The sequence below is a fragment of the Sphaerisporangium fuscum genome (assembly GCF_018531465.1).
GTDB lineage: Bacteria > Actinomycetota > Actinomycetes > Streptosporangiales > Streptosporangiaceae > Sphaerisporangium > Sphaerisporangium fuscum.
Window position 1 is genome coordinate 1 of record NZ_JAHDTF010000019.1, and the last position, 11,709, is coordinate 11,709.

Annotated in this window: 9 protein-coding genes and 1 pseudogene; 6 read left to right on the forward strand and 4 right to left on the reverse strand. The window is 71.1% G+C overall.

Features of this window, described 5'->3' with window-relative positions; translation table 11 throughout:
- Positions 1-277 precede the first annotated feature (277 nt).
- The gene (locus KIK05_RS23430) at positions 278-925 is read right to left on the reverse strand and encodes a M15 family metallopeptidase (protein ID WP_214412959.1); all 648 of its coding nucleotides are present in this window, start codon (positions 923-925) and stop codon (positions 278-280) included.
- Between the two features lie 1,591 nt (positions 926-2,516).
- Positions 2,517-3,353 (reverse strand): annotated as a pseudogene (locus KIK05_RS23440) (ROK family protein); the annotation flags it as partial.
- A 217-nt stretch (positions 3,354-3,570) separates the two neighbouring features.
- Here KIK05_RS23440 and KIK05_RS23445 point away from each other — a divergent pair.
- The 4 genes from KIK05_RS23445 to KIK05_RS23460 are packed head-to-tail and all read left to right on the forward strand — an operon-like array spanning position 3,571 to position 8,322.
- On the forward strand, positions 3,571-4,908 hold the full coding sequence (locus tag KIK05_RS23445) for an extracellular solute-binding protein (RefSeq protein WP_214412960.1): 1,338 nt from the start codon (positions 3,571-3,573) through the stop codon (positions 4,906-4,908).
- A 2-nt stretch (positions 4,909-4,910) separates the two neighbouring features.
- Entirely contained in the window at positions 4,911-5,927 is a 1,017-nt protein-coding gene (locus KIK05_RS23450) for a carbohydrate ABC transporter permease (protein WP_214412961.1), read from the forward strand.
- Positions 5,924-6,775, forward strand: a complete 852-nt coding sequence (locus KIK05_RS23455) for a carbohydrate ABC transporter permease (protein WP_214412962.1) — start codon at positions 5,924-5,926, stop codon at positions 6,773-6,775. The genes KIK05_RS23450 and KIK05_RS23455 overlap by 4 nt, the downstream gene beginning before the upstream one ends.
- A 44-nt stretch (positions 6,776-6,819) precedes the next feature.
- Positions 6,820-8,322: a glycoside hydrolase family 3 protein gene (locus tag KIK05_RS23460; RefSeq protein ID WP_214412963.1), complete on the forward strand. Its 1,503-nt coding sequence runs from the start codon at positions 6,820-6,822 to the stop codon at positions 8,320-8,322.
- Positions 8,323-8,373: 51 nt separating this feature from the next.
- Here KIK05_RS23460 and KIK05_RS23465 read toward each other — a convergent pair whose 3' ends face one another.
- Positions 8,374-9,573 (reverse strand): ROK family transcriptional regulator, encoded by a 1,200-nt coding sequence (locus tag KIK05_RS23465; protein ID WP_214412964.1) that lies wholly within the window; start codon positions 9,571-9,573, stop codon positions 8,374-8,376.
- Positions 9,574-9,833: 260 nt separating this feature from the next.
- Here KIK05_RS23465 and KIK05_RS23470 point away from each other — a divergent pair, with 260 nt between their 5' ends.
- The gene (locus tag KIK05_RS23470; RefSeq protein WP_214412965.1) at positions 9,834-10,283 is read left to right on the forward strand and encodes an RrF2 family transcriptional regulator; all 450 of its coding nucleotides are present in this window, start codon (positions 9,834-9,836) and stop codon (positions 10,281-10,283) included.
- Positions 10,284-10,290: 7 nt separating this feature from the next.
- The gene (locus tag KIK05_RS23475; protein ID WP_214412966.1) at positions 10,291-11,082 is read left to right on the forward strand and encodes an Fpg/Nei family DNA glycosylase; all 792 of its coding nucleotides are present in this window, start codon (positions 10,291-10,293) and stop codon (positions 11,080-11,082) included.
- Between the two features lie 86 nt (positions 11,083-11,168).
- On the opposite strand, the gene KIK05_RS23480 is transcribed toward KIK05_RS23475, so the two are convergent.
- Complete coding sequence (locus tag KIK05_RS23480; RefSeq protein WP_214412967.1) at positions 11,169-11,534, reverse strand: helix-turn-helix domain-containing protein; 366 nt, start codon at positions 11,532-11,534, stop codon at positions 11,169-11,171.
- Positions 11,535-11,709 lie beyond the last annotated feature (175 nt).

Here is an 11,709-nt window from a genome sequence, read left to right on the forward strand (position 1 = left end):
AGAGGGCAAGAGGCGAGCCCGACGCCGTCCTACACGACAGAGGGCAGGAGGCGGACCGAAGGCCATCGCACGGGACAGGGGGCAAGAGGCGAGCTGGACGCCGTTCTGCACGGCGGAGGGCTAGAGGCGGGCTGGGGGCCATCGTGCGGAGCGGGGGGGGCGACCGGGGTGGGGGTGGGGTGCGTGCCGGTAGGGCTGGGTGTACCGGCAGGCACCTCTTGGCGGATGGAGAGGGTGCCAAGGCGTGAGGGGAGTAGGCCTTGACCAGGGCTGAAGGTCAGGGGAGGGTGCGGAGGCCGTAGATGGCGTTTTTGGCGGAGGTGGTCATGGCCCAGTAGCGGTCGCCGTATGACCAGTGCCACCACTCCGTGGGGTAGTTCACCAGGCCGGCGCCCTGGAGCGCGGCGCCGAGGATGTCGCGGTGCTGCCGTGCCTCGGCGGAGATGTTCGGGGCGGCGGTGTAGCAGGCGCCGGAGCTCTCCTCGGGGTTGGCGTTGACCCGGGTTCCCATGTCGAGTTCGACGCCGTCCTCGGTCGCGAGGGTCAGGTCGACGGCGGCCCCGGCCGTGTGCGGAGCGACCTCGATCGGCGAGACGTACCGGCTGGCGGCCGTGTGCAGCTCCTCGGGCGACATGTCAGGGAAAGTCACCCGCAGCTCGTCCTTGTACTCCTCGAAGTACTGCCGCTGGAGGGCCGGTGGCCGGTAACCCTCGACGACGAGCAGGCGATAGCCGGAGGGAAGCTGCCGCTCCGCGTCTTCGAGCCGGGCGAGGAGCCCCTGGCGAAGGTGGGCGTAGGCGCCCTCGGCGTCGGCGAGCCTGCTGTCGACGGCCAGGACGCCTCGCACGTCGGCCAGCGCCTCCCCGCTCTCCTCGACCGCGATCGAGGTCACCCGAGGGTCAGATATGAGGACGATGTCGTGCACGACCAGCTAGTCTCCCACAAGCCTCGGTCAAGCCCCGGCGAACTCCCGTCACAGCCACGCCGTGTCACCGTGACCAGCCACCTCCCCCGTGACAGCCACACAGCATCACCACGACCAGCCACCTCCCCCGTGGACTGCCTCTGCCGGCAGGTCCTCCTCGGTGGCGGCGCCGGCGTCCGCACGTAGGGAGCGGGCCACGGCTGGTGACGGACACCGGCAGCGTCCTGCCCGGGAGGCCCGAGGCCGCGGACGAACACGCCGATCCCCAGGACCGCCCGGATCGTCAGATGTCGACGGTGCTGGAGAAGACCTCCTCGCGGGCCTGTTCGAGGGCGGCCGTGACCGCGCCTCTGAGCACCGGATTGCCGTTCACCCGGGTCACCGTCACTTTCGGGCGGCTCGGGCAGATCCGGGCCACCGCCTTCTCGACGCGTTCGGCGAGCACGTCGCCACCCGCTCGGCCCACGTCGCCGCTGAGGACGACCAACCTGGGGTCGAGCACGACCGTCACGGAGGCGACGCCCACGGCGATCCGTTGCGCCAGTTCGTCCAGGAAGGCGTGGTAGCCACCCTCGACCGCCGCACGGACGATCCTGGCGCTGAGGCCTGGTACGACGGCGTTCAGCGAGGCGGGGCCAGGCACCCCGCCACCGGGCCCGGCGAAGCTCCGCACCACACCCTCCGAGCCACGAGAACCTCGGGCCGCGCCATCCGGCCGGACGGAGCTCGGCACCACACCGTCCCGCCCGACGGAACCCCGGACCACACCGTCCGAGCCCCGAGAACCCCTCGCCGCGCCATCCGGGCCCCCGTAACCTCGCGCCGCGCCGTCCTGGCCGGCACGGTCCCGCACCACACCGTCCGAGCCCTCGGAACCCCGCGCCGCGCCATCCGGGCCCCCGTAACCTCGCGCCGCGCCGTCCTGGCCGGCACGGTCCCGCACCACACCGTCCGAGCCCTCGGAACCCCGCGCCGCGCCGCCCGGCCCCTCCGAACCCCGCAGCGCGCGATCCGGGCCCACGTAACCTCCCGCCGCGCCGTCCCGCCCGACAGGACCCCGGACGACACCATCCGTGCCACGAGAACCCCGCACCGCGCCGCCCGGCCCCTCGGAACCCCGGACCACACCATCCCAGCCCTCGGAACCCCGCGCCGCACCGTCCGAGCCATGAGCACCTCGGGCCGCGCCGTCCGGCCCGGCGGAACTCGGCACCGCGCCGTCCCGGCCGACGGGGTTCCGGGGCACGTCGTCCGAGTTGCGAGAACCCCGCACCGTGCCGTCCTGGTCCCAAAGGCCTCGCTCCCCATCATGGGGGCCTCGCCCTCCGCCGTCCGAGCTGCCCGGGCGGTGGAGCGTGCCGTCCAGGCCTCCGGAGACCCACAGCACGTCGTCCAGGGCGCCGGCCCCCGGCACCCCGCCGTCCGTACCCGGGGAACGCCGGCCCGGGGAACGCCGGCCCGGGTTGTGCGGCTTGCCGGGCATCCGGGGCGCGCCGTCCGGGCTCGGGGAGGGCGGGACGGTTCCGTCCAGGCGTGGGAGGGCCGCGTCGCCGGGGACGGATGGGGGCGTGGAGAGGGTGTGGAGGGGGATGCCGTGGGTCTTGGCCAGGGCGGTGAGGGCCGCGGTCCCGAGGAGGCGCTGGAAGGACCCGGACTGCGGATCGGTCACGTCGACCGGCAGCGGCTCGCCGGGCACCGGAAGCCATCCGATCTCCCCCGCGCCCCCGGTGAACCCCCGGTGCAGCCGGGAGCCGAGCATGACCCCGAGGCCCTGCCCGACACCGGCCCACATCAGGACGAAGTCGTCGACCCCGCGCGCCACCCCGTACGCGTGCTCGGCCAGCGCCGCGAGGTTCACGTCGTTCTCGATCATCACCGAGGACCCGAGCGTGGCCCGCAGGTCGGCGAGCACGCCTGAGTGCCAGGACGGCAGGTCGAAGGAGAACCGGACGTCCCCGCTGCGCGGGTCGACGACGCCCCGGGTGCCAATGACCAGGGCGCGCAGCCGTGACAGGCTGACTCCGGCCGAGTCGCAGGCCTGCCGTACGGCGTTGTGCACGGTCTTGACGGGGTTGCCGTTCTCGCAGGGGTCGACGGCCACCTCGGTGATGATCGTTCCGGTGATGTCGGCCACGCTCGCGGTCACCCGGTCGGGCAGGACGTCGAGCCCGGCGACATAGGCGCACGAGGGGACGACGGCGTACAGGGCGGCGTTGGGGCCGCGGCCTCCGGGCCGCTCCCCCGACACCGCGACGAGGCCCCGTTCCTCCAGGCGGGCGAGCAGCTGACCCGAGGTGACCTTGGATAGCCCGGTGTGCTCGCCCAGTTCGGCCCTGGTCAGGGGCCCTTGGGACAGCAGGAGCTCCAGTGCCGCGCGGTCGTTGAGCTGGCGCAGCAGTCTCGGCGTCCCGGGGTGTCGTCTGGGCATGGGGTCGGGCCCCTCTCGTCACGATCCGCTAACGGACGTTTCTTTTAAGAAAGTTTCTTGTTAGTTTAGCGGCAGCCACCCCGCAGGCAAGCGATCGGACGCCTCGGGATGTCGCAGCGCAGAGCACGAGGATGGCGCCTTCGCCAGGTGTACGGCCCTGACGTGCACCCTCCGATGAGCGCGACCCCGACGCGATGCCGGGAAGGGAGAACCCAACGTGAAATTCGGAAAGATCGCTGCCGCGACGGCCACGACCGCCGCTCTCGCCATTGGTGTCGCCGCGTGCAGTGGCGGCGAGCCCGCCAAGGAGAACCAGCCCCAGGCCTCCGCGGCCTCCTCCGGCCCGAAGTTCGCCGGTCAGAAGCTGACGGTCTGGCGGCTCGGCGCCCCCAATGACGTACAGAACAAGTACATGGGCGACCTCGACGCCAAGTTCAAGGAGCAGACCGGCGCCGACGTGAACGTCCAGTGGATCCCGTGGCCGGACGCCCAGAAGAAGTGGACCGCCGCCCTGGCCGGCGGCGAGGGCCCGGACGTCACCGAGTTCGGCAACGACCAGGTCGCGGCGTGGGTCGCCCAGGACGCGCTCGCCGACATCACCGACCTGGTCAAGTCCACCCCCGACTTCCAGCAGATCCCCCCGAACCTGTGGGGGTACGAGACCATCGACGGCAAGGTCTACGCCGCGCCGTGGGGCGGCGGCACGCGCGCCGTGCTGTACCGCAAGGACTGGTTCAAGGACCTCGGCATCGAGACGCCCAAGACCTGGGACGACCTCGTGGCCGCCGCCAAGAAGATCGTCGCCAAGAAGGGCAAGGACGTCGACGGCTTCGCCTTCAACGGCGGTTCCGACGCCAACATGTCGCTCTCGCCGTTCGTCTGGTCCGCCGGCGGCGACTTCGCCAAGTTCGAGGGCGGCAAGTGGGTCGGCAAGCTGACCGAGCCCGCCTTCAAGGAGGGCTTCCAGTTCTACACGGACCTGGTGAGCAAGGACGGCGTGTCGGGCAAGGGCCGCCTCAGCCAGAACTCGGTCGAGATCAGCCAGCGCTTCGCGGCCGGCAAGGTCGGCATGTACATCACCGGCGGCTGGGACATCGCCACCATCAAGGAACAGAGCAAGGGCAAGGTCTCCGAGGACCAGATGGCGTTCTTCTCCGTCCCGAACAAGGAGGGCAACGGCCCGGCCCCGGCCTTCCAGGGCGGCAACGACATCGCCATCTGGAAGGACGCCAAGAACCCGGAGCTCGCCACCGAGTACCTCAAGCTCGCGGCCGGCAAGGAGTTCGGCACCCGGTACGCCAAGGAGGGCGGCCTGCTCCCGCTCTACCCGGACGCGCTGGCCGAGCTGGCGCAGGACCCCGCGCAGGCGCCGTTCGCCGAGACGTTCAAGGTCGCCAAGGGCTTCCCGGCCGACCCTGACTGGGCGCAGGCCAACGACACCAAGGCGGTGCTGCAGAACGCCGCCCGCGCCGTCATCGAGGGCAAGAAGAACACCGACACCGCCCTCGCGGACGCCAACAAGGAACTCGAGACCATCCTCAACCAGCAGCAGTGACGATGGCTCAGACGTCAACGGCCGCCCGGGGTGGAGCGCACTCCTCCGCCCCGGCGCGGCGCCGGTCGCACCGCCCTCCGGACCGTTCCCGAGGGCTTCCCGCGTGGGTCGTCCCCTACGCGCTGCTCCTGCCCGGCCTGCTGGTCATCGCGGTGCTGCTGCTCTACCCGCTGTACCAGATGGTCGACATGTCGTTCCACAAGGTGGGACTGCGGCAGATCCGGCCCAACCCGCAGCCGGCGGAGTTCCTCGGCCTGGACAACTACACCCAGGTCCTCCGGTCGGACCTGTTCTGGTCGTCCCTGCGTAACACCGTCGTCTTCGCCGTGATCACCGTCGCGCTGACGCTGGTCATCGGCACGCTGGTCGGACTGCTCCTGAACAGGCTCGGCAAGAAGATGTCGACCTTCGTCATCGTCGGCATCATGGCCGCCTGGGCCACCCCGCCCACCGCCACCGCGATCATCTGGAAGTGGCTGTTCGACGCGGACGCGGGCGTGGTCAACTGGACGCTCAACCTGCTCCCCGACTGGCTGTCGAGTCTGGTCTTCGGCCGGGCCGACTGGTCGGGCCAGCCCTGGCTCAACGACCCTTCGACGATCTACCTGGTGCTGATCGTCGCGGTGGTCTGGGCGTCGTTCCCGTTCATCGCGGTGTCGGTGCTGGCGGGCCTCAAGAGCATCCCGTCGGAGCTGTACGAGGCGGCGCGGGTCGACGGGTCGACCCCGGGCCGGACCTTCAGGAAGATCACCTTCCCGCTGCTGAGGCCGGTGTTCTCGGTGCTGCTGGTGCTCTCCGTCATCTGGGACTTCAAGGTCTTCACCCAGCTGTACGTGCTCGCCGGGGGCACCACGAACCGGGATTCGTTCAACCTGTCGCTGTGGGCGTACACCGAGGCGTTCAGCGCGCCGCCCAAGATGGGCTTCGGCGCCGCCATCGCGGTGATCCTGACGATCATCATGCTGATCATCACCGCCGTCTACGTCCGGCAAATCGTGAGAACGGAGGACGTACGGTGAATCCGGCGACCGCCAAGCGGCTCAAGAAGCACGGGCTCAACGCGGCCGGCGTCCTCGTGTTCCTGTTCGCGGTCTTCCCCGTCTACTGGATGGTCGCGACCGCGTTCAAGCCGAACGACGAGATCTTCACCACGCGGTTCATCCCCTTCCCGCTCTCCCCGACCTTCGACCACGTCTCGCGGGTGCTCACCAAGGGCGTCGCCGGGCACTCGATCTGGCAGTACCTCGCCAACAGCGCGGTCGTCGCCGTCGGCACGGTCCTCATCGGGTCGATCTTCGCGCTGCTCGCCGCCACCGCGGTGGCCCGCTTCAGGTTCAGGTTCAGGACGAGCTTCCTGATCCTGCTGCTGATCGTGCAGATGGTGCCGAGTGAGGCGCTGCTGATCCCGCTGTTCCTCATGGTGCGGCGGCTCGGCCTTTACGACCACCTGCTCGGGCTGATCATCGTCAACGTCGGCTTCACGCTCCCCTTCGCGATCTGGATGCTGCGGACCTTCGTCGCCGCGGTGCCCAAGGAGCTGGAGGAGGCGGCCGCGATCGACGGCGCCGGGCGGTTCCTCACGTTCTGGAAGGTGCTGTTCCCCCTGGTGGCGCCGGGGCTGGTGGCGACGAGCATCTTCTCGTTCATCACCGCGTGGAACGAGTTCGTCTTCGCGCTCACGCTGATCAACGACCAGGGCACCTACACGATGCCCGTGGCACTTCAGTTCTTCACCGGGCAGCGGTCGACGGACTGGGGCGGGATCATGGCCGCCTCGACGTTGATGACCATCCCGGTCATCGCGTTCTTCCTGCTGGTGCAGCGCCGCATGGTGTCCGGCCTGGTCGCCGGAGCCGTGAAGGGCTGATCCACCGCAGCCCCCATCCCCTATCTAAGGAGTCGAGTACAGCCATGTCTGAGTTCTCCGTGGGCGAGGTACCCCGGGACGCCGCCGCCGAGTCCTCACGGGACGGGGCGTTCCACGGCGACCTGGGGCTGCGCCGTCTCGCGGCCGGGACGCTGCTCGTCGCCTTCCCCGGCACCGCCGCACCGGAATGGGTCCTGCGGGACATCGACGGCGGGCTCGGCGGGGTGACCCTGTTCGGGTTCAACGTCGAGTCCGCCGAGCAGCTCGCGGCGCTCACCACCCAGCTCCGCTCCGCCGGCGACCCGGTGATCTCCCTGGACGAGGAGGGCGGCGACGTCACCCGGCTGGCGTACCACGTCGGCAGCCCGTACCCCGGCAACGCGGCGCTCGGCGCCGTGGACGACGTCGAGCTGACCCGCCGCGTCTACCGGTCCATCGGCGACGACCTCGCCCGCTGCGGTGTGAACCTCGACATGGCGCCCGACGCGGACGTCAACACCGCCGACGACAACCCTGTGATCGGCACCCGCTCGTTCGGCTCGGACACCGCGCTGGTCGCCCGGCACACCGTGGCCGCCGTCGCGGGCCTGCAGGACGCCGGGGTCGCCGCCTGCGTCAAGCACTTCCCCGGGCACGGCGCCACCCGGCAGGACTCCCACCTGGAGATCCCGGTGGTGGACGTGCCGCGCGAGGTGCTGTGGGAGCGTGAGCTCGCCCCGTTCCGCGCCGCCATCGAGGCGGGCGCCAAGTCGATCATGACGGCGCACGTGCGGGTCCCGTTCCTGACCGGTACGGCCCCCGCCACGCTGTCGCCGGCCGCGCTGACCGAGCTGCTCAGGGGCGAGCTCGGCTACGACGGCGTGGTGATCTCCGACGCGCTCGACATGCACGCCATCACCGAGAGCGTGGGGCTCGGTGGCGGCGCGGTGCTCTCGCTGGCGGCCGGGTCCGACCTGCTCTGCCTCGGCCCGCTCCCGACGCGCGAGCAGATCGAGCGGATCAAGGACGAGATCGTGGCCGCCGTCCGCGACGGGCGGCTCCCGCTCTCCCGGCTGGAGGAGGCGGCCGAGCGCGTCGCCCGGTTGCGCGCCTGGTTCGGCGCGCCCCGGGAGGCGGGCAGGGACGACGCGGTGATCGGCCTGACCGCCGCCCGGCGTGCGGTGAGCCTGTCCGGCACGGCGGGACCGCTGGTCGACCCGTTCGTGGTCGAGGTCGACACCCCGCCCACGATCGCGGTCGGCGACGTGCCGTGGGGCTTCGCCCCGTGGCTGCCGGACGCGGAGATCACCCGCGTCAAGCCGGACGCCGCCGACGCCGCCGACCTGCTGGAGCGGGCCCGCGGCCGGTCGCTGTTGATCGTGGTCAAGGACGCCCACCGGCACCGGGCCAGCCAGGACATCGTCTCCGCCCTGCTCGCCGCGCGTCCGGACGCGATCGTCGTGGAGATGGGCCTGCCCATCTGGCGTCCCTCGGCGGCCGCGTACATCGCCACCTACGGCGCCGCCCGCGCCAACGCCCAGGCGGCGGCCGAGCTGCTCAGCGCCTAGCCTCCCTGAGGCCGCGCGCCTCCTGACGCCGCGCCGGGGGGGTGCGCGGCGTCAGGAGGCGAAGATCTCCTCGCGGGCCTGTTCGAGGGCGGCGAGGATGGCGCCGCGCAGGACGGGCCGGCCCTCCACCTTGCTGACCACGACCTCCGGCCGGATGGGGCACATGTGGGCCACGGCCTCCTCCACCCGGTAGGTCAGCTCGTCGCCGCCGGCGCGGCCGACCTCGCCGTTCAGGACGACGAGCGTCGGGTCGAGGACCACGCAGACCGAGGCGACCCCGAGCGCGAGCCGGTGGGCGAACTCGTCGAGGAAGGCCGCTCCCGCCTCCCCGCTCTCGACGGCCGCCCGCACCGCCTCGGCGGCGGATCCCTCCGTGACGGCGACCCGGCCGGAGAGGAAGCCGTACGGCTCGGCGAGCTCGGCCACGGCTTCGGCGCTGATGAGGGACTGCAGGCCGCCGGCCAGGGACGGCATGCGGCCGGGCACCGCCTTGACGTCGCCGGCGAGGGGGACGCCGGGCACCGGCAGATAGCCGATCTCGCCCGCGCTGCCCGAGCGGCCGCGGTGCAGCCTGCCGCCGAGCACGACGGCGAGGCCGACCCCGCGCTCGACCCAGAGCAGGACGAAGTCGTCGACGCCCTTGGCCGCGCCCTCGGAGCGCTCGGCGATCGCGGCGAGGTTGACGTCGTTCTCGATGGTGACGGGCCGGCGCAGGTCGCGGGCGAGCGCCTGGTGGCTGCCCTCGTGCCAGCCGGGCAGGTCGAAGGAGAACCGGACGTCGCCGCTGCGCGGGTCGACGACACCGGGCGTGCCGATCACGACGCCCTTGAGGCGCGACAGCGCGACCTTGCCCGAACGGCAGGCCTTCACCACCGCGTTGTGGACGAGGGCGACGGGGTCGTCGTGCTCGTCGGGGGAAACCGTCACCTCTGCCACGATTTCGCCGTTGATATCAGCGATGGCGGTGGTGACCGATTGGGGCCCGACGTCGAGCCCGGCGACATAGGCAGAGGAGGGAATCACCCCGTAAAGGGCGGCATTGGGCCCCCGGTTTCCCGCCTGTTCCCCGACCACCTGGACCAGGCCCCGCTCTTCGAGCCGGGACAGCGTCTGGGACGCGGTGACCTTGGAAAGACCGGTCATGTCGCCGATCTGGCCCCTGGTCAACGGGCCCGAGGCGAGCAGCAGTTCCAGGGCGGCCCGGTCGTTGATCTCCCGTAGCAACCTGGGCACGCCAGGACGTCGCTCCATCGCATGCTTTCTTGTCGTGGATCCCCGTTGGGTTTATCACAAACGCCCGCGCCGTGTGAACGCAACCATTCCTCAATAAACCTTCCTGGCAGTTTACCGGCCTCGCCTTCCGCCGAGATCCACGGCCACCCGCGCCCGCCGGTGCGGCTCCGTCCTGCCACCCCGGGCGAGCGGGTGCCGCGAGCCGGATCCCCAGATCATCCGCCCGTTACCGTGCGGCTGAGACGAACCAATGTTTAGCAGGCGGGATAATCGACAACATGCGTCTTTCCGCCCGTGTCGACTACGCCCTTCGCGCCGCCGCCGAGCTGGCCGCGTCCGGCAGCGGCCCCACCACGGTGGGTGAGCTCGCGAAGGAACAAGAAATGCCCCCGAAGTACCTGGAGAACATCCTGCTCCAGATGCGCCGGGCAGGCCTGGTCCGTGGCCAGCGAGGCCCTGAGGGGGGTTACGTGCTCGCCAGGCCGGCGACCGAGATCTCGCTGGCCGATGTGATCCGCGCCGTCGACGGCCCCTTGGCCAACGTCCGCGGCGAGCGCCCCGAGCACGTCGGCTACCGGGGGGCGGCCCGCTCCCTGCAGCAGGTGTGGATCGCCCTGCGCGCCAGCGAGCGCGCGATCCTCGAAGAGGTCACGCTCGACCAGATCGCCGAGGGCAAGCTGCCCGAGCGCGTGACGGAGCTCGCCTCCGACCCGGCCGCCTGGGACTGATCTCACCATGCCCGAGGGCGACGCCGTCTACCGAACCGCGGTCAAGCTGCGGGCCGCCCTCGACGGACGGGTGCTCACCCGATCCGACTTCAGGGTCCCGAGGTACGCCACCGCCGACCTGACGGGCCGCGCCGTCCTGACCACCGTCCCGCGGGGCAAGCATCTGCTGACCAGGGTGGAGGGCGGCCTGACCGTGCACACCCACCTGCGCATGGAGGGCTCCTGGCGGGTCCAACCGGCGGGGGCGCGCGTCGGCAGGGGCGATGTCGTCCGGCTGATCCTCGCCAACGAGCGGTGGCAGGCGGTAGGCGTGCGGCTCGGCATGGTCGACCTGCTGCGCAGCGACCAGGAGGAGCAGGTCGTCGGCCACCTCGGGCCGGACCTGCTCGACCCGGGGTGGGACGCCGGGCACGCCGAGCGGGCGGCGCGCAACCTGGCGCGGCGCCCGGAGGTGACGATCGGGGAGGCGCTGCTCGATCAGCGCAACGTGGCGGGGCTGGGCACGATCTGGCGTGCCGAGACGCTGTTCCTGTCGGGCATCTCGCCGTTCAGGCCGGCCGGTGAGGTCGAAGATCTGGAGAAGATGGTGTCTTTGGCCCACCGCCTGCTGGAGGCGAGCAAGGACAACCCGGGGGGTCCGCTCACCACGGGCGATCGGCGCCCGGGACGGCGGCTGTGGGCGTACGGCCGGGCCGGGCGGCCCTGTCTTCGCTGCGGCAACAAGGTGATCGGCGATGAGCTCGGGGCGCAGCCATACGAAAGGGTGGTGTTCTACTGTCCCGCCTGCCAGCCCCGCTGAGGGGCCTTTCGCCGGGCAAAGGGCGAGCCGGCGACCGCCACGACTTCGTGACAGCCAGGCTCGTCAGGACGTGAAGGCCATAGGGTCTACGCGGCGACCATGTCCTTGACTTCGGGGAAACCCTCGAACTCCGGACCCGAGATCGTGCTGGACACGGACTCGGGAATTGGCAGACGCTCGTGCTCCGGCACATCGGCCAGCACGGGCGCGTGTTGAAGCTCTGCAAGTGCGAACTGGTCGGAGACCTCACGGAGCACCTGCGACAGCGGCACGCCGAGGGCACCGCAAATCGAGGCGAGCAGCTCCGAGGACGCCTCCTTCTGGCCACGTTCAACCTCGGACAGGTAGCCAAGGGAGACACGTGCCAGGGTGGAGACTTCGCGCAGGGTGCGTGCCTGCCGCACCCGCAGCCGCCGCAGCACGTCACCGAGCAGCTGACGCAGCAGGACCATCTGTCGCTCCCTCCCCGGCGCAGGAGCCTTCACGACGCTCCGCGCGGTCGGTTCGTATCGCCCGTTCTTCGAATGCCCCTCGTACATACTCCTCGCCGTCATCATCGGTTCGCTCGGCCCCTTTGCCGGGCGCACGTCGGACCTGCTCCTCACCGCTGGGTCACGAACCTCACTC

Excerpts from the sequence above, each read along its gene's own strand:
- KIK05_RS23475 (WP_214412966.1), top strand. The coding sequence starts at position 10,291 with ATGCCCGAGGGCGACGCCGTCTACCGAACCGCGGTCAAGCTGCGGGCC.
- KIK05_RS23480 (WP_214412967.1), bottom strand. The coding sequence starts at position 11,534 with ATGGTCCTGCTGCGTCAGCTGCTCGGTGACGTGCTGCGGCGGCTGCGG.
- KIK05_RS23460 (WP_214412963.1), top strand. The coding sequence starts at position 6,820 with ATGTCTGAGTTCTCCGTGGGCGAGGTACCCCGGGACGCCGCCGCCGAG.
- KIK05_RS23465 (WP_214412964.1), bottom strand. The coding sequence starts at position 9,573 with ATGGAGCGACGTCCTGGCGTGCCCAGGTTGCTACGGGAGATCAACGAC.
- KIK05_RS23450 (WP_214412961.1), top strand. The coding sequence starts at position 4,911 with ATGGCTCAGACGTCAACGGCCGCCCGGGGTGGAGCGCACTCCTCCGCC.
- KIK05_RS23470 (WP_214412965.1), top strand. The coding sequence starts at position 9,834 with ATGCGTCTTTCCGCCCGTGTCGACTACGCCCTTCGCGCCGCCGCCGAG.